This window comes from Clostridium cuniculi, assembly GCF_004353185.1.
GTDB classification, from domain to species: domain Bacteria; phylum Bacillota; class Clostridia; order Clostridiales; family Clostridiaceae; genus Clostridium; species Clostridium cuniculi.
Genome location: NZ_SMUS01000048.1, coordinates 1 through 23,513 on the forward strand (window position 1 = coordinate 1; position 23,513 = coordinate 23,513).

At 26.2% G+C, this 23,513-nt stretch carries 25 protein-coding genes and 1 riboswitch; of the genes, 1 reads left to right on the forward strand and 24 read right to left on the reverse strand.

Annotated elements, in window-relative coordinates; genetic code table 11:
• The 12 genes from EJJ37_RS17560 to EJJ37_RS20445 all read right to left on the reverse strand — a co-directional run.
• Window positions 1-490, reverse strand: a 490-nt coding sequence (locus tag EJJ37_RS17560) for a hypothetical protein (protein ID WP_204596869.1), incomplete at its 3' end; no start/stop codon positions are given.
• A 415-nt stretch (window positions 491-905) separates the two neighbouring features.
• Complete coding sequence (locus tag EJJ37_RS17565; RefSeq protein WP_133016784.1) at window positions 906-1,058, reverse strand: metal-sensing transcriptional repressor; 153 nt, start codon at window positions 1,056-1,058, stop codon at window positions 906-908.
• A 14-nt stretch (window positions 1,059-1,072) separates the two neighbouring features.
• Entirely contained in the window at window positions 1,073-1,552 is a 480-nt protein-coding gene (locus EJJ37_RS17570) for an LURP-one-related/scramblase family protein (protein WP_133016785.1), read from the reverse strand.
• Between the two features lie 90 nt (window positions 1,553-1,642).
• Window positions 1,643-1,954 carry a hypothetical protein gene (locus EJJ37_RS17575; protein WP_133016786.1) on the reverse strand — a complete coding sequence of 104 codons (312 nt, stop codon included), beginning with the start codon at window positions 1,952-1,954 and terminating at the stop codon, window positions 1,643-1,645.
• Between the two features lie 107 nt (window positions 1,955-2,061).
• Window positions 2,062-4,836, reverse strand: coding sequence for a sugar-binding domain-containing protein (locus EJJ37_RS17580; RefSeq protein WP_133016787.1), 2,775 nt, complete (start codon window positions 4,834-4,836; stop codon window positions 2,062-2,064).
• A gap of 333 nt (window positions 4,837-5,169) precedes the next feature.
• Complete coding sequence (locus EJJ37_RS17585) at window positions 5,170-5,709, reverse strand: flavodoxin family protein (protein WP_133016788.1); 540 nt, start codon at window positions 5,707-5,709, stop codon at window positions 5,170-5,172.
• Window positions 5,710-5,807: 98 nt separating this feature from the next.
• Window positions 5,808-6,572: a carboxymuconolactone decarboxylase family protein gene (locus EJJ37_RS17590; RefSeq protein ID WP_133016789.1), complete on the reverse strand. Its 765-nt coding sequence runs from the start codon at window positions 6,570-6,572 to the stop codon at window positions 5,808-5,810.
• A 103-nt stretch (window positions 6,573-6,675) separates the two neighbouring features.
• On the reverse strand, window positions 6,676-7,566 hold the full coding sequence (locus tag EJJ37_RS17595; protein ID WP_133016790.1) for a LysR family transcriptional regulator: 891 nt from the start codon (window positions 7,564-7,566) through the stop codon (window positions 6,676-6,678).
• Between the two features lie 305 nt (window positions 7,567-7,871).
• Window positions 7,872-8,276, reverse strand: a complete 405-nt coding sequence (locus EJJ37_RS17600; RefSeq protein WP_133016791.1) for a hypothetical protein — start codon at window positions 8,274-8,276, stop codon at window positions 7,872-7,874.
• On the reverse strand, window positions 8,257-9,204 hold the full coding sequence (locus EJJ37_RS17605; protein WP_133016792.1) for a phosphodiester glycosidase family protein: 948 nt from the start codon (window positions 9,202-9,204) through the stop codon (window positions 8,257-8,259). The genes EJJ37_RS17600 and EJJ37_RS17605 overlap by 20 nt, the downstream gene beginning before the upstream one ends.
• A gap of 5 nt (window positions 9,205-9,209) precedes the next feature.
• On the reverse strand, window positions 9,210-10,253 hold the full coding sequence (locus EJJ37_RS17610; RefSeq protein WP_133016793.1) for a bifunctional glycosyltransferase family 2/GtrA family protein: 1,044 nt from the start codon (window positions 10,251-10,253) through the stop codon (window positions 9,210-9,212).
• A 263-nt stretch (window positions 10,254-10,516) separates the two neighbouring features.
• Window positions 10,517-10,672: a hypothetical protein gene (locus tag EJJ37_RS20445; RefSeq protein WP_166484823.1), complete on the reverse strand. Its 156-nt coding sequence runs from the start codon at window positions 10,670-10,672 to the stop codon at window positions 10,517-10,519.
• Window positions 10,673-10,867: 195 nt separating this feature from the next.
• On the opposite strand from EJJ37_RS20445, the gene EJJ37_RS17615 reads away from it, so the two are divergent.
• A complete protein-coding gene (locus EJJ37_RS17615; protein WP_133016794.1) occupies window positions 10,868-12,154 on the forward strand; it encodes an MFS transporter in 1,287 nt (428 codons plus the stop codon).
• A 55-nt stretch (window positions 12,155-12,209) separates the two neighbouring features.
• Here the strand turns inward: EJJ37_RS17615 and EJJ37_RS17620 are convergent, their stop codons facing one another.
• The 12 genes from EJJ37_RS17620 to EJJ37_RS17675 form a co-directional block, all read right to left on the reverse strand.
• A complete protein-coding gene (locus EJJ37_RS17620; protein ID WP_133016795.1) occupies window positions 12,210-12,578 on the reverse strand; it encodes a hypothetical protein in 369 nt (122 codons plus the stop codon).
• A 12-nt stretch (window positions 12,579-12,590) separates the two neighbouring features.
• Complete coding sequence (locus EJJ37_RS17625; protein WP_133016796.1) at window positions 12,591-12,857, reverse strand: hypothetical protein; 267 nt, start codon at window positions 12,855-12,857, stop codon at window positions 12,591-12,593.
• A gap of 331 nt (window positions 12,858-13,188) precedes the next feature.
• Window positions 13,189-13,773, reverse strand: a complete 585-nt coding sequence (locus tag EJJ37_RS17630) for a hypothetical protein (protein ID WP_133016797.1) — start codon at window positions 13,771-13,773, stop codon at window positions 13,189-13,191.
• A complete protein-coding gene (locus EJJ37_RS17635; protein WP_133016798.1) occupies window positions 13,770-14,870 on the reverse strand; it encodes a HAMP domain-containing sensor histidine kinase in 1,101 nt (366 codons plus the stop codon). Before EJJ37_RS17635 ends, EJJ37_RS17630 begins: the two co-directional genes overlap by 4 nt.
• Window positions 14,870-15,541: a response regulator transcription factor gene (locus tag EJJ37_RS17640; RefSeq protein WP_133016799.1), complete on the reverse strand. Its 672-nt coding sequence runs from the start codon at window positions 15,539-15,541 to the stop codon at window positions 14,870-14,872. Before EJJ37_RS17640 ends, EJJ37_RS17635 begins: the two co-directional genes overlap by 1 nt.
• A gap of 165 nt (window positions 15,542-15,706) precedes the next feature.
• A complete protein-coding gene (locus EJJ37_RS17645; RefSeq protein WP_133016800.1) occupies window positions 15,707-16,849 on the reverse strand; it encodes an AI-2E family transporter in 1,143 nt (380 codons plus the stop codon).
• A gap of 206 nt (window positions 16,850-17,055) precedes the next feature.
• Window positions 17,056-18,144, reverse strand: a complete 1,089-nt coding sequence (eutH, locus tag EJJ37_RS17650; protein ID WP_133016801.1) for an ethanolamine utilization protein EutH — start codon at window positions 18,142-18,144, stop codon at window positions 17,056-17,058.
• 66 nt (window positions 18,145-18,210) lie between these two features.
• Window positions 18,211-19,377 (reverse strand): MalY/PatB family protein, encoded by a 1,167-nt coding sequence (locus tag EJJ37_RS17655; protein ID WP_133016802.1) that lies wholly within the window; start codon window positions 19,375-19,377, stop codon window positions 18,211-18,213.
• Window positions 19,378-19,404: 27 nt separating this feature from the next.
• The gene (locus tag EJJ37_RS17660) at window positions 19,405-20,556 is read right to left on the reverse strand and encodes a trans-sulfuration enzyme family protein (protein WP_133016803.1); all 1,152 of its coding nucleotides are present in this window, start codon (window positions 20,554-20,556) and stop codon (window positions 19,405-19,407) included.
• A gap of 123 nt (window positions 20,557-20,679) precedes the next feature.
• Window positions 20,680-20,843: riboswitch (SAM riboswitch) on the reverse strand.
• A gap of 75 nt (window positions 20,844-20,918) precedes the next feature.
• Window positions 20,919-21,851 (reverse strand): cysteine synthase A, encoded by a 933-nt coding sequence (gene cysK, locus EJJ37_RS17665; RefSeq protein ID WP_133016804.1) that lies wholly within the window; start codon window positions 21,849-21,851, stop codon window positions 20,919-20,921.
• A 215-nt stretch (window positions 21,852-22,066) separates the two neighbouring features.
• Window positions 22,067-22,342, reverse strand: coding sequence for a helix-turn-helix domain-containing protein (locus EJJ37_RS17670; RefSeq protein WP_133016805.1), 276 nt, complete (start codon window positions 22,340-22,342; stop codon window positions 22,067-22,069).
• Window positions 22,343-22,688: 346 nt separating this feature from the next.
• The gene (locus EJJ37_RS17675; protein ID WP_133016806.1) at window positions 22,689-23,321 is read right to left on the reverse strand and encodes a hypothetical protein; all 633 of its coding nucleotides are present in this window, start codon (window positions 23,319-23,321) and stop codon (window positions 22,689-22,691) included.
• Window positions 23,322-23,513 lie beyond the last annotated feature (192 nt).

The following is a 23,513-nucleotide window of genomic DNA, read 5'->3' on the forward strand; positions in this document are numbered from 1 at the left end:
TAGTATAAACTACTACAAATAATAATGAACACTTTTTATTTTTTAAAATTATATTTCTTATTTTACTTTTAGGCATTATTGTAATTATAAGTAGAAATACTCTTGCTAATGAAGTTGATATAGTTAAATAATTTGAAAGAGTATATTCTCTAAAATAAAAACTAAGATAATCTATATGCCCAAGTAATATATCTATTACCCAGACTAAATACATTAAACTAATAATAAATACACTATCATTTTTTAATCTACAATACGAAATTAAGCAACTTCCTAAGGCCAATATTGATAATATAAAATTAAATGATTTTATAAATATTAATGAGAATTCTACATATGATATACTTTTATCTAATTTAAAAATAATATTTACAATAAAGCTCAATATTAATGCTAACATACTAATACTTACATATATTAATATTTTATATTTACTACCTATTGATTTTTTATTGTTTATAATGCTCTCTTCCATAACCTTTCTTTTCACCCTTTTACATCCTATATATAGCTTTTTTTACTAATAATTATATTATTTTATTCTAGAAATTAAATAATATCAACAGTTAATATACATAAAGCAAGTTTTTTAGCAAATTTGTCATATTATGATATAAATTCTTCCGTTTATGATTTAAATTCGTAAAAATAAATCATAAGCTATTTTATCTATATCCACTGTACTCACTCCCATCATATACTTATTATCATTTACATGAATAGAACTTTTTCTTTAACTTCTCATGTTCTCTTCAACTGCTTCTGAAACTACGTCACCTGTATTTTATAATATAAAATATATAAATAGAATCCAATGTCCATAACTCTCCCCTAGGGTAAATATTTTACTAAAAAACAAAAAATATTACTGGTATAAATACCAGTAATATTTTTTATCTAATAAATTAATTTATAGTTTTATTTAAAATATCTATTATCCTTTTATCTCTTAATTGAACTGCAACAACTATACAGTTTTCAATATGCTCTTTCAAAATAAGTCTTCCAGCATTATCTAAAACAGAAGTTACTGCTACTAATTGAATTAATAGTAACAATCTCTAATCAATTTCTAATTATTGTTACGCTTATCTATTATATTATCAATAATTATAACTAAAGCTATTATAAAAGGATGATTTTCATAATTTATATCAACATAATAATTATCTGTAAATGATAAAATTTCTTTATCTACAACTGCAATAGCTCTTCCATTATGATTAATTTTATAACTATAATGCCAAAAATCTCCTTCAATTTCAAAATCACCATAATTACTTTCAACAAATATACTATCCTTAAAGAATGTAAACTGTTTTTTTACAGTTCCTATAATATTATCGTTACTATCATATATTTCATAACTAGGCATAAATTTCAGAAGTTTTTCCCTAACCTTATATATCTCATTATTATTTTCTATAACTCTAAACTGTAATCCAAAACTGAAAAATTCCTTATCTATAAAATAAGAATCTTGTCCTTTATCATTTTTAACCCAAAAGTCCTCTTTAATCTTAAATAACTTTGATTTTATATAATATCGCATTAAAATATCCCCCTATATAATTCTACCATCATAAAATATTCATTCCTGTAAATAATAAACATATTTATATATATTATTAATTTAAATCCCTTAATTAATATTACCATATTTAAATAATAAAAATAAATAAAATTTATCTAGGTATCCTAATATTGATAAAAGAGTTAGCTTAATACTAACTCTCTTATAAGTTAAAATTATTGAAATAACTAATATTGAAATTATTACTCCACTAATAGTTTGTATAGTTAATCCATATATACCTGCTATAGCACAAGTCACACCAAAAAGTGGTATCTTAACTAATGTATATGCAATTATTTGAAAGATTCCTCCAATACCTGCTCCAAAAACCCAATTAAACTTTACATTAAATAAAAATTTCTCAATTAATAACCCCATAATGAAAGCCATAATAAATTTAATATATTTCTCTTTCTAATAAAAAACGCCTCTGAGTTAAATCCAAATATTGGATTGACCTCAGAGGCGCATACATATTTTTACATTTAGTTTTTATTTATCATCTTTATATCTATAATTTTTTCTGGTTTAAAATTATCTGATCTCATATATTTAATTAAACTATATCTAAGCCATTGTGCTTCTCTACTATCTTTTATATCCTCAAGTGGTGAAGTACAAACTAATATATTAGACTCATTTACCTTAAATTCATAAATTAATCCTAACAAATGATTTCTTTCGAAATTATCAATCATTTGTACAATTGGATCTATTTTTACATCATCTAAAATTGATAATCGAGAATTCATAACAATGTCCCACCATTGTGGTGTTGAATAAAATTCACATGGAAAATTTTCTAACGCTGGATGTTTTTCATTTATTAATAACCCCATAGTTCCTACTGGAATTGGTTTACCCATACTCTCTGAAATAGATCTAAACATTGGATAGCACCAGAAATCTGTACAATAAGTTCCCTCTATAGAATTTAAAATTTCATCTTCACCTGGATAATATAAAATATTTTTATTATTTGAAATACCATTCAATAACTCATCTAAATTATTTGTAATAAGAATATCTTTATTATCTATTTCTGGTACTATTGGATATACCCATAAATCATAATGATTTGAAATACTTAAAGTGGTACTAGATAATTTTAATATATATTTTTGTGGTATTTTACAATCAGGTAATTCAAAACTTAAACTAGCTAAACTATTAACTCCAATATGAAGTTTATTTATTTGTATTTCTTTATTCCAAACAACTTCTGTATTACTTAAAAGTTCTACTCTTATGATAATATCAGCTTTCATTTCTTTCTTATAATTTGTAAGTTTTATATTGCATTTAAACTCTTCTTTTGAACTCCAGACATATTTTGAAAACTCTCCAAGCAATACACAATCCGAACAGAATTCTCTCCATTCTTCTGATGATATTATTCCTTTATTATCCATAAAAGCATCTAAAATTCCCACTAACGCAGTTCCTTGTCCACTAAAATCTTGTAAATCTAACAATTGAAATCCCGCTAATTCATTGCTTCTAAATGCAGTTTCTAACTCTCCTTTATAACAATCTGCAGCTAATTTTCCAGAAGCTTTAAAATACATATCTGCCTTATCAATTAATCCCTTTTCCTCTAAACGCTCCTTAAATACTTCAAAATTTCTTGCTCTTAATACTCCAGTATATTTATCTATTTCCTTAAAATTAGGGAAAGTTTCATATTGTCCAATTTCATGTGAAATAACTGGAACATTAGGAATAAATTCTTCTGTTTCAGATACAATTACTTCTTTTACACCAGTTCCATATTGAATTTGCTTAACTCCTACTTCACCTGCTGAACCTTTTTCACTTGCTGATGGTCTTATTATTTCATCATAATTGTGATTTGTATTTGGAGCATCTGTTTGAATATGACCTTGTGGTGCATCACACATTGCATATGAACCTCTGTATAATCTATCTCCAGAAAAACGAACTCCACTAAAGAAATCATCCTCTTCTAAAATACATGGAGCCCATTGGAAATTGTTACATCCTTGTACATAAAGATGTCTATTATCATATTCTTTATATCCCTTAAGAATAGAATTTAAAGTTTCCTTACTCCCCCATAATTCATTACCTAAAGACATCATAACAAAAGAAGGATGATTACCAAATTCATCTAACATTCTATATCCTTCTTCAATTAAATAAGCTTGCATTGCTGCATCATGATTTTCATCATCTTCTGTAGTTATTGTTCCCCAGAAAGGTAATTCTGGCTCCATATAAATACCAAGCATATCAGCTGCTTCAAAGGCTGCCTTAGGTGGACAACATGTATGGAATCTATAATGATTAATACCATATTCCTTTGCCGTCTTTAAAACTTTTATCCAACTTTCTATATCTGTTGGTGCATAGCCTGTAAGTGGAAAGATTAGTCCATCATGTTTTCCCCTAAGAAATGTTTCTTTTCCATTTATCAAAAATTTCTTTTCATTAGTTTTAAAAGAAATCATTCCAAAGGAATATATATCTTCATTTAAAATTTGCTTATCTTTTTCAATTCTAATTTGCATTTTATAAGTATGTGGGTTATATTCACTCCAAAGCTCTACATCATCACTCATAAAATACTTAACTTCAAAAAAATTATTATTTATTTTGTAACTTTGTTTCTCAAATCTTTTATTATAATCAAATGCTATTAAATAAATTTTATCTATTTTATTACCTAATATATTTCCTTTTACAGTAACAGTTTTATCTTCTATGTTAGGATAAAACTTAACATTAGACAATCTTGTCTTATTAGTAATATTTATTGAAATTTCTCCTGTTATACCGTTCCAATTTGTTTGAGTATCTGGTGAAGTCATATGTCCACCTTTTGTTGGATATGAAGTATTATCAACCATTATTGTTATCTTATGTTTATTTTTAGTTATATAAGAAGTAATATCATAATGATGTGAAGTACATAAACTGTTATAAGTACCTACATATTGATCATCTATCCAAAGATGAGTTACTCTTGTTCTTTCCATAACTAATTCTATATAGCTATCACTATAATTCTCTGTAAATTCTATGTCTTTAGAAAACCATGCAAAACCTTCAAATTTATATAAATCAGTAAGAAAACCTACTTCTTTAGCTGTATTTATTTCTCCCTTCTTTGCTTCTGATGATGTTGTTGGCAAAATAATTGTATCATTTAACTCTTTTTTAAATAATTCGCTATTAATTCCTGTTTTATCGCTATCTAATTGAAAGTTCCATTCACCATGCAAATTTATTTTTATCATTTCTATTCCCATCCCTCTATATAAAGTTAAACTTTAAAACAAAGCATCATTTTTTACTTAAATAACTATTAGATTTTAATAGTTATTTTATTATAATATTTATTTATTTATTTAAATACCCTAAAAATATTATATAAATTATAGTATTTTTTATATAAAAAAGCACCTTCTATAAATTTAGAATTTGCCTAAATAATAGAAAGTGCTATTTATATTAATCTCTTTTCAAGATAAGGTTCCTATATTTTAGTAGAATTATCAGATATAACTACTAAAAACTTTTTTAATAAAGATTTTATTATTCATTATAAGTATTAAGAAGCTCTAATATCTTTATATATTTTTACCCATTTCATAGGCCTGTAAAAATAATTTAGTATCTTTTATTTCTCCCTTATTCCATACTCCTGTTCCATAAATAATTCCTTTTTCCTTTGCTCCATGAAGGCAATCTTCTGTAAATCCTCGAATTCCTTCTACTGTACGTTCAAGCATATTTTTATTTGTATCAGCAGCAGTAATAATATAATAAAAATCTTTATTAGAAATTTCAGTATATCTTGGAACAGTTCTATCAATAAGAGTCTTTAACTGTCCATCCATAGAATAAAAATATACAGGAGTTGCTAAAACAATAATATCAGCTAAAATCATTTTATCAAGAATCTCTTTCATATCATCATTCTGCACACATTTGTGAGTTGAATTACATACTCCACATCCTGTACAGTAGTTTATTTTTTTCTGTGCTATAAAAATTTTTTCAACATTATGACATGTCTCTTTTGCACCTTTCATAAATTCATCACAAAGTAAATCTGAATTTCCACCTTTTCGTGGACTTGAAGATAGAATTAATACTTTTTTACTCATTTTAACACCCCATAAATTATTTTATTTTAATTTTAAATATTCCCATCATAAACTGGCTCACACCATGCATTTGAAGCACCTTCAGCTGGAACTGCAATTTACTTTTCTTTCATATTTTCTACTGCATTATTTACACATCTTAAAGCATTTAAACTTCTTGGATAACCTATAAATGGTAAACATTGAGATATAATCTTTATTAAAAATTCTTTATCATTTCCAAGTCTTATATTTGCTAATACATGACTAATAAGCTGTATTTCACATCCACCTTGTGCTGAAAGAAAACAAAATGTAATCATTTCTCTTTCTTTATGATTAAGACATGTTCTTGTATAATAATCTCCAAAGCAATTCTCTGCAAGCCAGTAATTTATATGTCTTGATTCTTCTGGTCCTGATTTATAAAACTCCTTCATTTCTTCCCCAAAAATATCTACTTGAGCTTGAATTCCTTTTTCTAATCTATTTTCTTTATTGGTAGTAGATTGATTATCTAAGGGAAGTTTAACCCCTTCTTTTTCAAAAATATCATTAGTAACTTTAAGAAATGGACGTATTCTCCCAATACCAAGATAAGCAACTGACTGATATACAATCTCTTTCACTTCCACTGGAGTAACACCCAACTTAAGTGCAACTGGAAGCATTACTTTAAATTCATCTATTCCTTGACATCCAATTAATGTGGCTAAAATTGCCATGATTCTTGTCCTATCTTCTAAATCATTTTGTTTTATAACCTCATCAAATACAAAGTTATAAAATAACTCACTAAACTCAGGATCATTTTCTAAAAGCTTAGATTCATCCCCTGGAAACATTATCTCATTATACATTTTTGAAAATTCTCTTGTAACCATTTTTTATCCTCCATAATATATTCTTGTAGAAACTATCTTAATTCATATAATACCTCTACACTTCATACTAAGTCCAATACTCTCTTTCTATAATTTTTAATACTTACAAGGCATTATATCTAATTGAATTTTTTATTTTTTCAATAAACTTTGATGTAGCTGAAGAAAAGATTTGATGCTTTTTCCAAACAACAACTATCCCTGTTTCTAATTTAGGTAAAAATGGTTTAAAACAAAGATTTGTTTCATCATTAAAATTAATTAATTTATCTAAGGTAATTGCATATCCCAGTCCTTCCTCCACCATAACCGCAGCATTAAAAATAAGATTATAAGTTGCAATAATATTTAACTTAACATAATCTTCACCAAACCAATTAAAAATCTCATTTTGAACAATTGAACGTCTTGTATTAATTAGAGGTTTATCAATTAAATCATTTGCTGTTACATAATCTTTAGTAGCTAATAAATCATTCTTACGCATCAATACACCCCAAACCTCTTTTTCTTTTAAACGCACAAAATCATATTTTGAAATATCTACTGGCTCTGTTAAAAGACCAATATCAATTAAACCTTTATCTATTTTTTCTTTTATATCATCAGCATTCCCACTATAAAGGTTATATTTAACTTGTGGATACTCATCATAAAATTCCTTCATTATTTTAGCAAGATTATGCATAGAGTTTGTTTCTCCACTACCAATAAATATTTCACCTTCAATTAAATCACCATCTTGTAAAAATTCTTTTTCAGTTTTTTCTGCTAAATCAACGATTTCCTCAGCTCTTCTTCTTAAAAGCATTCCTTTTTCAGTTAAAGTAATTTTATTTTTCCCTCTTATAAAAAGCTGAGCATCTAATTCATCCTCTAACTGTATTAATTGTCTTGATAATGTTGGTTGTGTAATGTTTAACATTTTAGCAGCCTTTGTAATATTAGCTTCTCTTGCAACTGCTAAAAAATATCTTAAAACTCTAAGCTCCATATTATCACCTCTTCTGCTCTTCAATTATACTTTATTTATGATTTTCTTCTTCTAGATTATTACTTTTATTAACTTGTACATATTTTTCTAATAATTCTAGTATAACTATTGGAGTTAACTTTAAGTCAATAATCTTTTAAAAAAATATTACATAAATTATAGTATTTATTGGATTTATGTTTTTTATAGTTTATATCATTTACGAGGATATTAATTAAGATAATAAATCTTTTATTATTATATTTTCTAATAAAAAAAAGAAATCTTAGCTATTTTTCACTAAGACTTCTTCCCTATTAAATCCTCTATCTTTCATGTACTTTAGTTGCTTCATATAAACTATATATAAGCAATATACTACTAACTAATATTAATATTAGTCCCATATAAAAATAACAAGTAAGATAATTTGAATCTGTTCCTGCAATTTCAAATACACCTTTCATAAAACTTCTAAATACCATAATAGATATACCATAATTTAAGATTGATTTCCCTATATAAAATGACTTTAATTTACTAATATTCTTATTAATTAAAATAAATATACTAACTATTATCCCTGTAACTAATGGATATATAAACATATAAGTCATATAATTTGAAGTAACATTATGAGAAAAGATTGAATATATATAATTTAATAAAATAAGAAAAATTGTAACAATAAAATAACTTATAATTGATTTTTTAGTATCCGATATAGACAATATCACTTACACTCCTTTCCCCAATACTTCTACCACTAGTAGGATTATTGATTACCTCTCCATTAAAATACATAGTTGATGATCCACCACCATCTAAATTATATGCAGTAGTACAATTATATTCCTTCATTACTTGCGCTAATTCATATAATGATAATCCCTCTGATTCTGAAGTACGTCCATCTGCAACTATAACAATATAATGTAATTCATCTACTTGACCAATAGCCGTTCTTGGATTGCTAGTTTTAGCTTGTGACACTTCATCATTTTTACCTACTACAACCTCTCCCTCTTCTATTAATGCAGGTCCAAAAGATAATACTTGCCACGCTCCTTCATTTAATAATTCATTAGCAGTTACTTGTGATTCATTTACAATAGAAAAATTACCATCATTATCAATTACTAAAGCATCATTATCTTCATTAGCTGTCTCCCTATATAAAACTCCATTTCTTATAACATAACCATAGTCTCTAAACCCATAATAATCTCCATTAATTGCAAATATAGCATTATTATTTTGTGCCATTACCGATGTAGTTTCTTTTATATTTCTTCCATAAGTATCATTTGCAAGAGCAGTCTTTAGATATTTTGAATCACTTAGAGAAATATCTGCAACATAATAAGTAGTATCATTAGCTCTTTCAGTAGTAATTTTAATTGAAATATTTTCATCTTCATATGAATTATCAGTAATAGTTGCCACAGATGAATTATTAATATCATCTTCTTCATTTTCCTCTGAACTATCATCCATATCGTTATTGTTTAAAATTTCTTCATTTTTATTTGAATTACTTGTTAAATTAGATTTATGAGGTATAACAAATGTATCTAATATTACAAATATAGAGTAACTAATTAAAAGTATATAAAATATAAAATTAATTACTCTAAATCTTGCTTTTAATTTCTGCATTTTTATTAATTCCTCCCATTTGAAAATATAAATCTACTTTGAATCTGATAACTTAAAATAAATAAGCTACCATCTACAATTATTTTTATTAAAATTATAGGAATTGCTAAGAATGAAAGAAGTGTAACACCTAAATAACTACATAACATTATACTTATAAACAATACTATGTATTTTAAACTTTCATCTATAGTTTTACTTTCACTAGAAAATACCCAAAGTTTATTTACTACAAAATTAAATGTGCCTGAGATAATTCTAGCAAGAATAGTTGCTACTAAAATCTCATATCCTAAACTCATATGCAAAATATAAATTAACCCTGTAAAAACTCCAATATCAAGTGCACTACTTAGTAATGATGATAAAGAAAGCTTTAGTATATTAAAATATATTTTGATTGAATCACTAATTGGATTAAAATGAGATGATTTATTATTTTCAATATATACTGTAGTTATTTCTTCATAAATAAATTGTACATTATCTCTTGCCATTTTCATTAACATATTCATTTCATACTCATACCTATCACCTTCAATACTTAGACATTTATTAAATAAATTTTTTGGAATTCCTCTCAATCCTGTTTGGGTATCACGACAATTTTTATGAGCTACCAATAAAAAAATTAGAGATGTAATTTTATTACCAAGTCTACTTTTAAGTGGAATATTCTTCTTATTAAAATCTCTAACTCCTAAAATTAATGCATTAGGATTTTTATCTATGCAATCTCCTATTTTAATTATATCCTTAGGTAAATGTTGCCCATCTGCATCTGCTGTAACTATACCTTTACACTCTTTATAGTTCTCCATTATATATTTAATTCCAGTTTTTAACGCAGCTCCCTTTCCCAAATTTATTTCATGATTAATAACTTTAACTCTAGATTTACTCTTTATAATTTCAAATATATAATTAAAGCATTTATCACTACCATCATTAACTACAACTATAGGAATTTTCAAAAAGATCAATTCATCAATTAATCTAATTAGTTTATCATCTGGATTATACGCTGGTATTAAAATTACATTTTCCATTTTCTCACTCCTTATAATTATAATTTAGTATAAAATAATCATATCTTATGGCTAGATTATAATTTATAAAGCTTAAATTTATCTTAAAGATTTATATAAAAATATACTTACCTTAAATCAATCCACAAAATACTTTAACCAGAAAATAAAATTAATATCTTTAATAAAGAATTATAAATAAAAAAGGCTGAAATCTAGATTTTCTCTATCTTTCAACCTTTGGAAATTTATACTACTAAAAATTTATTATTAAATTATATTATTTAAATTTTATTTTCTTTTACTTGTTTTCTTTTTCTAACTGGTACAAATTCTGATGTCGTATCATTTGGATCTATATATGTGTAATCTCCATTACTATCCTTTTTAAGTCCTAATGATGCCATTTTCTTTTTAGTATTTCTTTGTTTTGTTACCACTTTAATCACCTCCATATTTATATTTACCTGTAAAATAGACTCTTATTCTTACAGCTTTTATACAATCTTATTTTTTGTGATTTTATAGAAAATTTTAAATAACTCTCTTGTTATTTACAACACATAAAAATTATAAATATAGCTTATCCTAAACATAGAAACATTTAAAATTAAAATTACTTAGAGGTATATACTATGAAAGAATTTAAAGCAATCAAAACTTATACTACCTTCTCACGAAATGTTCAAATAATGGTTTTAAGTGAGCTAGCCTTAGCTTTTGCCTTTGGCATATATAGTTTCTTACAAATTCTTTATTTAAATGATATTAATATTCCTTCAGATCAAATAGGAGTTATTTTTTCTATAGGTTCATTATTTTCAATGGTTGGATTTTTCTTAGGCCCCTTTATGAGTATATTAGGCAGAAAAACTATTTTGCTAATTGGTTGCCTTTTAAGTGCGTTAGGTATAGGTTCTTATATTTTATTTACAAACTTTTTTTTACTTTTAATTTCTCAAATTTTAATTAATATAGGATTATGTTTTATACAAGTTACAGAACTTCAATTATTATACTCATATACAACTCCTGATAAAGAATGCTGTGCTTATAGTTATAAATCTTCAGTTAACTTTATCGCATCAACCCTTGGAGGCTTGGTTGCAGGAAATATAAATAAATTTCCACTATTTAAAGACATAGGATATAGAAAATTATTCTTTTTATCCGTAATTTTAATCCTTTTTGCCTTTACTTTAAGATTATTTTTACTTCCTAGAGATAAAAGGATTAAAGCCCATAATGGAATGATGAAAAACTCAATAAATAATACTATATCTTTATTAAAATCACATAAATCTATGCGTATTTTTGCAATCTTCCTTTTTATAATAGCTATAGGTGGAAGTGCTGTTTGGCCCTATAATAACTTAATTTTAAAAAACCAATTTGTTTTAAGTAATACATATATATCAATAATAAATTTTATTATAACCACATTAAATATGACCGGAATTTTAATTATGCCAACTATAATCGAAAAATTTAGTATAAAAACATTTGAGGTTGTGTCTTTAATCTCTCTAGCTACAAGTATGCTTCTATTAAGTTTTAATCTTTCAAAAATATTTTTTATTATTATGCTGATAAGTAGAGCTGCTTTTGCTTGCCTTGTTGGTTCTTCTTTAGATAGCTCTATGATGAGTCATATTGAACTTGATAATAGAGATGTTTTTGCTGGAGTAAAACTCTTAGTTAATAGTATAGCTTGTGCTATAGGAAACTTCATTGGTGGATTTATTATTGAAAATATTAATTTTAGAGGGATTTACATCTATGGATTTTGTGTATTAATTATAGTAATTACTTTCTTCTATATAAAGGTCTCTAAATTATTTGACCCCTCTATTATTATTGAAAGATATCATAGAAACTGTAAGTGCCGCTTACACCATAAATATATAGAACGTAAAAGATAATTAATCTTTTTAAGCCACTAAGAATTTTATTTCCTAGTGGCTTAATCTTTAATATTTATTCTAATCCTTTGCATATTGGAATTAAAGTCAATAATGCAATAATTCCTATTAATCCTACTATAATTCCTATTACCATCTTACCCCATACCATAGTGAAACACATTCCAATACCAAAGGCTAATGCCCCAATAATTGCTATAAATACAGTAAGTATAGCTTTGCCTGTAATTTTAATGGGTTCCTTACCTTCCATTCTTCTCCAAACAAATACTGTTATAAGTGCAAATACAATACCAATTCCACCGACTACAATACCTTGTTCAAATGAATTCCATTCTGGAAGTAAAGACATGCACATTCCTAGTGCAAAAAATATACAACTAATAGTTCCTAAAATCATTGCTACAAAATTACTTTTTTTCATTAAATATTCCTCCTAATTTTTATTATCCCTTTTTGATTCCTCTAAAAAAGATTTTATAAATCTATTTTCAATTTTCTTATGTGTATTAACTACTGTACTTTCAATCTTTTTATAAATTGCTATTACATCATTTGATATTCTTCCTGTTTTAATTGAATAACCGGTACTACTATTTTCATCTTTTTGCAAAAAGGTATCTATAAAACCTTTTTCAATATTTTTATAACGTTTAACAATACCCTTACCTATTTTGCCTTGTTTTAATTTGTATTCCTTCACTCCAAACTCTCCTATCCCTAAATGATGTCTTAATTTTAACTTTTTATTGTTTAAGTTTTACTTAAGTTTTGTTTGTAAATTATTAAATCTTATTTTTATCGCACAAAAAATTTTACATAAAAATAACTCTAGCTAAAGCTAGAGCTAATTGATATTATTTTTAATATTTTATTGATTTAATTACATATATTCCATAAAAATTTTAGCAATAATTTATATTAATACTCAATTACTACATTAAGAAAATTATCTACATCTACTGCCTTTTCAATTGCTTCTGAAATCTTTTCTAATGGAAACTTATTATTTTAATAGAATATTTCTTTTTCCATTATAAATTGCTGCTTTCATTATTATTTTCCTTTCTCATGCATTTATTATTACCAAGTAATCGGCAACCTTTTTCACATATTATATATATTTCTTCATATTTATCATTTATCAACGGTTCTACAATTTTTTCTCTTTTATTTGTCATAATTCTATAAATAAAATATGGTGATATCCATCCTGTAAAGCCTGGAATCGCTAATAATACACATAACCAAACGATTGGTGGGTTATTTACAGCTGCAAATGTAGACCCTGTTATAAACATAGTTCCTAGAATGCCAATAATTATTGAAATAACTATTGCTTTAGATGTTTTTGAACGTTCTAGTTCATTTATTTGTTTCAAGCAATCCTCAAAATGCCTTTGCAATCTAGTCAGCTCTACTTTATTGACAATTCTTCTATCTCTTTTTAAATAAATTATACTTTTCTCTTTTTCAATTAACTGTTTTCTATTTTCATCTAACTTCCACCCAAAATTTTTATATCCATCTATGTACATAGATACTTTATCTTTGCTTACAAGTATTTGTTTATACTCATATCCTTCATATAATCTATCATTTTTAATTATTTCATTCATATTTCTCCAACACTTTCCTTATCTCTATTAAAATCTATTACAGGAAACCTAACAGTAAATATTGAACCATTTCCTAGTTCACTTTCTACAGATAATGTTCCATTCATCATCTCAATTATCCGATAAGCAATGGCCAATCCTAATCCATTTCCTTCTGTAGCATGTGAAGTATCCCCTTGATAGAATTTATCGAAAATATGCTTAATTGTTTCTTTTGACATTCCACATCCATTATCTTTAATACTTACTATAACACTATCATATTCCATTGTCTGTTTAAGTAATATTTTACCTTTAGATTGTGTAAATTTTATAGCATTGGATAATAAATTTGTCCATACCAATTCTAAAAGGCTCTCATCAGCTTCTATTATTGCAAAATCATCCATTTCAACCTCAAATTGAATATTCTTTTTTTCCAATTGACTTTCAAATTGCAAGATACATTTACAAAGTTGATCACAAAGATTAAATTTATATATCAATGGCTTAATATTTTGATTTTCTAACTTATTCAACTTTAACATGTTAGTAATTAAAGTTGATAATTTTTTAGAAGATTCAATAATAATTGAAATATACTCTAATCTTTCCTCTTCACTTAATTCAGTCCCTTGTAATAGTTCTGCTGAATTTTGGATAACTGCAATTGGCGTCTTAATTTCATGAGAAACGTTAGAGAAAAAATCTGTTTTTAAAGTTTCTATACTACCTAGTTCTTCTACCATTCTATTAAAATCCATTATCATTATATCTAAGTAATCAAGTTTTTCTGGAGTATGTATTGGTGATAAATAAACTGAAAAATCTCCATTTGCTACTAACCTTGCGGCTTTAGCCATTTGCTTCATAGGTTTTTCATAACTTTTACGTATCTGCCATCTTGTAAATAATGTAAATCCTCCAGCTACAATCATCCAATAAGAAATAACTATTATTTTTTTAAAAAAATTATTTATATTAAAGATATGAAGTGCTTCTATAATTATATAGTGAATACCTGCCATTACTAGTAATACAAAAAAAGTTATAAGAAAGATTGACACTGGAAAATGTGATTGCTTTACTTTATATTTATTTTCTCCTTCATAGTTCATTATTTTAATACCGCCTTGTATCCAAGTCCTCTAACAGTTTTTATTTCAAATCCATCACAAAATGAAAATTTATCGCGAAGTTTTGTAATATAAACATCAACTGCACGAAGACTTGTTTCAGTTTCAAGACCCCAAAATTCATCCATAAGCTGTGCTCTAGTAAATGTTTTATTTGGATAAGAAAGTAATTTGTAAATTATATTAAATTCTCTAGTTGTCGTTGCTATCTCCATTCCATCACTTATTGCAGCCACAGCATCTCCATCTAAAATTAAATTTCCTACAGTTAGTTTTCTTTCCATTTCTATATTTGCCCTTCTCAAAATTGCCTTCACTCTCATCAAAAGTTCATCTAATTCAATTGGTTTTACCATATAATCATCAATTCCTAACTGAAAACCTATTTTCTTTGATGTAATATCATCCTTTGCAGACATAAAAAGAATAGGTATTGTTTTATTTATTTCTCTTATTGATTTCACAAATTCAAATCCATCAATTTCTTTCATCATAATATCTGAAATAATAAGCTCAAATCTTTTATTATATATTTCATTATAAGCTTCTTCTGCACCCAGACATCCCTTAGCTGTAAATCCGTTATTATTAAGATATGAACAGACTATTTTATTCAAAGCTAAATCATCTTCTACTACTAAAATATGAATCATAGTTTACTCCTCTTATTTAATCTTTTTGTAATTATAACATAGGATTGTTTAAGAATTGTTAAAGTCAAAACTTAAAAATAATTTAAGGGAAGCCTAAATGACTTCCCTTAAAACTTATATATTATAAATTTATATATTTCATTTTTAATTAATATTTCTTGTTTACTACGTAATTCTAATATCTTTATTATTTAATCTCTTATCTACAATCTCCTTAAATACCTTATATATTACAGAAAATATAGGTATACCTAATAATATTCCTATAAGACCAAATGTATTTCCTCCAATAACCATAGCTAATATTACCCATATTGGTGGTAATCCTATTGATCCTCCTACAACTTTAGGATAAATTAAATTACCCTCTATTTGCTGAAGTACAATTATAAATATTACGAACCAAATGGCTTGCATTGGATCTATTATTAAAATTATAAAAGCTGAAGGTATAGTGCCTATAAAGGCTCCAAAAATAGGTATTAAAGCTGTTACTGATATTATAACACTTATAAGTAATGCATAAGGCATTCTTAATATAATCATTCCTATGAAGCATAAAACTCCTATAATAATTGCCTCTATAAATTGTCCTCCAATATAGTTAGAAAAAGCTTCATTTGATATTTTTCCTAAATACATTACTTTATCAGCAAATTTCTTTCCACTAAAGGCATATAAAACCTTTTTCATTCCTAATTGTAATTTTTCTTTATTTAGTAACATATATATTGCAAAAAATATAGAAATAATAAAATTAAATAATCCACTAGTAAAACCTAAAGTAATATTTACTACACCTGATAAAGATGATGCTAATATTTGTCCAGTAAACTGAAGAACTTCTTTCCAAGCAGATAGGAAGTTATTCCATATAGTGTTTAATATTTCTGTATGACTAACATACTTACTTATTAATATTTCAAATGATTTCATATATGATGGTACTGCATCAGTTAATGTAGATATACTATCAATAAGCTGTGGAATTATAAAGCTTATTAATCCTAAAATTACTACAAATACAACTATAAAAGTTAAAGCCACTGATAATGGTCTTTTAAGTTTTGAATACTTTATATATTTTTTATTATCTAAAAAACTAAATATTTTTTCCTCAAAAATTACCATAATTAAATTTAATACAAAGGCTATTGCTATTCCTATTATAAATGGTGAAATTATTCCTATTATATTTCCGGCACCAGAAATAAGATTTTTAAAATTAAAAATTACATAAGCTAAAATTATTACGTATGTAACTATTCCCCAATATTCCTTAAATTTATCTCCTAAAAAGTTTTTCAAACTTTAATTCTCCTTTCTTACTATGATATTTTTTCATAATTCTAATTAATGGATATTATACACTATTTCTTATGTTAATTAAACCATTTATTTCATTATTAAATATAAAGAAAAAGAAATATTAGTTTAAAAATAAAACAACTAAGATTTCTTCTATACATATGTTAAATGTCATTTTACTTTAGATATTTAATATATTTCTATTACTATATATTTTTCTTTTCCTCGCTACCTCTTGTAAAAACTAACGCTATTATAATTGCGCATAATCCAGCAAATAACTTACTTAATATAACTGGAATTATCATTTTTGATTCAACACCAGCTGTAAATCCTAAATGAGCCCCTAAAGTTGATGTAGCTGAAACTAACCATGCTACATTTACTATTTTACCTTTATTATTCATATCTTTTAACATTTTAAAAACAGGAATACTATTTGCTAATGAAAAAATTATCCCTGCAACACTTGTAGAATCCAACCCTATATATTTTCCTAATTTTCTAAGAGGTTTGTCCAATAAATTGATTATTAATGTTAACATAGGAAATGTTCCCAATAAAACTATTCCAATATTTATTACTACATTCATTCCTTCATTAATTGGTGCCATTCCTTTTATTAATACTACTCCAGTTAAGCTCTCAAAAGCAGCAGCCGCTAATCCAATTGTGCTAATCCACATAATAAATTTTCCAAAATATAATACTCCTTTTATCATTATAGCTTGGAAAAATTTTAATCCTAAAATTAATATTAGTGAAATTAAAATAATAGGAATAATATTTATTAAAAGTATCCTTATATTTATTTTCATTGTTAATCCCCCAATAATTGATCCTAGGGGTATGGTTGATAATCCTATTAATAATCCTTTTGCAAAAAACTCTTTATCATTTTCTTCTATTAATCCTAATGCAACAGGAATTGAAAATACTATAGTACATCCCAACATAGATGCAACTATTAATCCAGAGAATAAAGCAATTTCTTTATTTTCCCCTAATGATAAAGCTAATTGATACCCACCCATATCATTAGCTAAAATTGAAGCAAACATTGCTGGATCTGCCCCTAAAAACTTGTAAAAAGGTATTATTATTGGACCTAAAACATTAGATATTACAGGTGATAAACTAACTATACCAACCATACTAAGAGCTAGAGGCCCCATTGAATTAAGTCCCTCTTCAAACTTTTGACCTAACCCAAATTTATTTTTAAGTAATCTGTCAATAGCTCCAATAAGTATACCTATTGCCATTAACCATATTATAATTTTGTCAAATGTCATATCTTAACTCGTCTCCCATTATCTATTTTGTATTCCTTAAAATTATAACATGTAATTTATTTTTTTCTATAATAATTGTTTTATAATATTATTCATTGCCTCTTCAACAATTTTTCTTTCCGTTGCTAAGTTTATTCTTATATGCCCTTTCCCAGGTTCTCCAAACCATGAGCCATAATCAACAGCTAAATTACATTTGTCTTGAAAAAAGTTTTTAATATCTTTTTCATTTATATAATAGCTGAAATCATACCATGCTAAATATGTTCCTTCTAATGGTGAAATAACTACATGTGGTAAATGCATTGATAAAATTTCTTTAGTATACTCATAGTTTTCTTTAATTTTAGCCAAAATTTCATTTAACCATTCTTCCCCATAACGATAAGCTGCTTCAACAGCTATATAGCCAAATATATTTCCACAATCTCCACCTATTGATTTAAAATATTCATCAAACCTTTCTCTTATTTTATTATCAGGAATAATTACAAATGAATTTTGACATGAAGCAAGATTGAAAGTTTTTGTTGCCGCTGTAAGTGTTACAAGTATATTATCATAATCCCCTACAGTTGCCGCTGGAATTTGTTTTTTATCACCAATTATTATATCTTGATGTATCTCATCAGCTAATACAAAAACATTATTAGCCTTACATATATCTAATACCTTTTTTAGTTCTTCTTTTGTCCATACTCTTCCCACAGGATTATGAGGAGAAGAAAGAATAAATAACTTCACTTTATTCTCAATAATATCCCTTTCAAAACTTTCAAAATCAATAGTATATATTCCATTATTATTTTTTAAATTATTAAATATAAGCTTTCTATTATTTTCTTCTATAGCATGATGAAATGGATAATATACAGGTCCCATTACAATACAACTATCTCCAGGATTGGTAAGAATATTAATAAACCAAAATAATGCTGGTACTACTCCAGGAGAAAACCTAATCCATTCTCTTTTAATATCATAACCATGCTTTTCTCTCTCCCAATTTATAAAAGCTTCATAATAGGAATCAGGTATCATATGATAACCAAATATTCCATGCTCTACTCTTTCCTTTAATGCATCTATTACTGGCTGTGGAGTTTTAAAATCCATATCTGCTACCCACATAGCAATTAAATCTTCATTTCCAAATCTCTCTCTTAATCCATCCCACTTTAAACAGTCACTTCCAATCCTATTTTCTAATCCACACTTTACTAATCTATTCATATCTTTACCTTCTTTCAACTTCAAATTTTACTCTAATACACTTTTTAAATCATTTATTAAATCATCAATATTCTCTATTCCAATTGAAAGTCTTATTAAATATTCATCTATACCTAATTTCCTTTTTATTTCTTCTGGCATTTCTGAATGAGTTTGTGTAAAGGGATAAGTTATTAATGTTTCTACCCCACCTAAACTTTCGGCAAAACTAATTACCTTTAAATTAGATAATAAATTTTCAACATATTTTTTATCTTTAACCCTAAAAGAAATCATTCCTCCAAAGCCACTACTCTGCTCTTTATTAACTTCATATCCCTTATGATTGTTTAATCCTACATAGTACACCTTTTCTACATTTTCATTACATTCTAACCATTTAGCAATCTTAAGTGCATTTTCTTGTATTCTATCCATTCTTATATGAAGAGTTTTTACTCCTCTAAGCAGTAGCCATGAATCAAAAGGTGATAATATAGCACCAGTTGATTTTTGCATGAATCTCAATTTTTCAATTATTTCTTCATTATTAGATATAGCAAATCCAGCTAATACATCATTATGTCCTCCAAGATACTTTGTTCCACTATGAACCACTATATCTGCTCCTAATTCCAATGGTCTTTGATAATATGGAGTTAAAAATGTATTGTCCACTATACTAATAATATTTTTAGCTTTACATATGTCACTAATTGCTTTAATATCTGTTACTCTCATCAATGGATTTGATGGAGTTTCAATTATTATTCCTTTTGTATTACTCCTTATAGCATCTTTAACTTTGTTTATATCGCTTGTATCTATAAATGAAGCCTCTATATTATAAACACTATAAACTTCATCAAATAATCTAAATGTACCTCCATATAAATCCTCTGACAATATTACATGATCTCCAGACTTAAACAAATGTACACAAGCTGTTAATGCTGCCATTCCACATGAAAAAGCTAAAGCTTCTTTTCCATTTTCAAGTAAAGCAATAGTTTTTTCTGTTTCTTCCCTAGTTGGATTTTGAAGTCTTGAATAATCATATCCAGTACTTTCATTCAATCCATTATGTTTAAAAGTTGCGGAAAGATAAAGAGGATAACTAATAGCTCCTGTTGACTTATCTCCTTTTCTAGCTCCTGATACAGCATATGTTTCAAAAGAATATATTAATTTATTTCCCATAACAATCTTCCTCCTAAATTACATTCTTACTTCAATTTAAATTAATTAATCATAAATTTTCATACAAAAAACCACCTCTAAAAGATATTAGAAGTGGTTTAGTATATAAATACTTGCTTTCTTCACTTATCTCTCAGTTATCCTGTAGGATTTAGCACCACATTAACATAGTTAGTATTTTATGATTGAAATCCTAAATGACCTCTTTCAATCTCACTAGTAACTAATAACTGTTAATAGGTTGCTGGGCTTCATAGGGCCAGTCCCTCCACCACTCTTAATAAGCTATTTTATATATTTATTTTTTATAAATTTACTACAAAAAATATCATACAAATTTAGTTAATATAAACTTTAAAATACTATAATTTGTATAAATCTGTTGATAAATATCTCTCTCCTGTATCTGGTAGTAATACTACTATATTCTTACCCTTATTTTCTGGCCTTTTAGCTAATTCTGTAGCTGCAAAAGCTGCTGCCCCTGATGAAATTCCTACTAATAATCCCTCTGTTTTTGCTAAAGCTCTTGAAGTTTCAAAAGCTTCTTCATTTTTTACAGTTATTACTTCATCAATTATATTTACATTTAAATTATATGGTATGAAACCTGCTCCTATTCCTTGAATCTTATGTGCCCCTGGTTTCCCACCTGATATAACTGGAGAGCTTGCTGGCTCAACTGCAACAATTTTAATATTTGGATTTTTTGCTTTTAATCCTTCTCCAACTCCAGTTACTGTTCCTCCTGTTCCTACTCCTGCTACAAAAATATCAACCTCTCCATCAGTATCTCGCCATATTTCTTCTGCAGTTGTTAATTTATGAATTAATGGATTTGACGGATTTTCAAATTGTTGTAATATTATAGAATTAGGAATTTCATTACTTAATTCTATGGCCTTACTTATTGCTCCCTTCATCCCTTCTCTACCTGGAGTCAATACAAGTTCAACTCCACGAGCTTTAAGTAAGTTCACTCTTTCAATACTCATTGTTTCAGGCATAGTTAATATTAATCTATATCCTTTTGCTGCAGCTACTAAAGAAAGAGCTATTCCTGTATTTCCACTTGTTGGTTCAATTATTACAGAATCATCTTTTAATAACCCCTTTTCTTCAGCATCTTTAATCATTGCAAATCCAATTCTATCTTTAACACTTCCAGCTGGATTAAAATACTCAAGTTTTGCTATGATTGTTCCTTCAAAATTATTTTCAGCTTTATACTTATTAAGTTGCAATAATGGTGTATTCCCTATTAACTCTACTAAGTTATTAACTATTTTTGACATCTCAAATTCCCCCACATATCGATTTTCTATATTTCCTATCGGTTTACTATGATAATATATTATTCCATTAAATGTATTTTGTCAATAATTTCTATTATTTTTTTATATTTTCTTTTTTATTATCATTTACGAGTATATTATTTAAGATATAAATTAAGATTTTGAACATTTTTCTTAATATCTATGATTTCAATTTAGTATCTGAAAGTCACTTACTAAACTCTTATATTCATTAATAAAATAGAAAAAAAAGAAATCTTAGTTGTTTGTTTTTCAACTAAGATTTCTTCTATAGATATATTAAATAATCTGCTTAATGCAAATAAATTATCAACTGATGGCAAACACTTTCCCCACTGCCACTTATAAATAGCTTGTGGTCCTTCAAATCCAAAATACTCCTGCAAATCCTTTACAGATAATCCACTTAATTTTCTAAGTCTCAAAATATTAGCCCCTGTAGCTTCTACATCAATAATTGGATATCCCATACAATCTCCCTCCAAGAATAATAACTTTTATTTATTATATCTTATATGTAAAATACTATCAATTCTATTTTATAATTATTTGCAATTATACAGCCATGGGTAAAATTCAACAGTAATAAGTCAACCTGTAAAAACCTATTTCATGGATTTTATCGATAATTAATTATTAACATTTGAACATTCATCATAAAGATAATTAATAATTTACCATTAAATATTGAATACTAAAAATTAAACATTTATTTCTCTAATCATTATCACTATCAAAATATGCTAAATAAATTTTCATAATAACCCTTTATGATGGGAACTTAATTTAGAATTTACGTATAATTGCAATATTTAATTAATCAATCTCTATAATTGTTGTGCTATTTGAGATTTGAAGGGCTGTATCTACTTCTGATAGAAAACCTTCAATTTTATCTTTCATTTCCTTTATAAGCTTTTCTATATCTAAAGAATCTACTAACCCATATTCATTAGCCTTACGATAAGGCTCTGCAATAGCTTCATAACTTGCTTGTGTTATCTTTTCCTTACCTTCTTTACCATAAGCAGTATTTAGTAATTGTTCAATACTTTCATCAACTTTATGATTTTCTTTAATTATTTCATCTAAAGATATCTTATATTGATGAGTCAATTTTTCAAGTAATGAAATTTCATATTCTATTGAACTCTTCTTATCTATAGCTTCTGCCACTGTCATAGTCTTACCAGCAATATCAACTATTGTCATTGCATTAGATCGAATAATTGCTGATTTGATTTTATTTCTTCTTTTAATTAAGTCTATTATAGATTGATAATCTGACTTTGCATTTGCCTTATATGCTTCTTTACTTATTTTACTATTCACATTAGGCACTGATAATTTTGCCGCTGCTACAAATTCCCCTTCAGTTATTTTTCTATTTATACGACTATCCAATAATTTCAATTCATTCAAACCTTTGGTTACTAATATTTTCTCCATATATAGTCCTCCAATAAAATTATCTTATTTCATATATCTCCTCTATAAATTTATTTTATATGCTTCAATAATATTAATCATTAAACCTGTAGTTTAAATATATTTTTTATAATAAATATTTATGTTTTTACTTCTTTCCATCATATTTAACAGTATCAAATTTACTCTATTTATACATATATTATTGTAGTA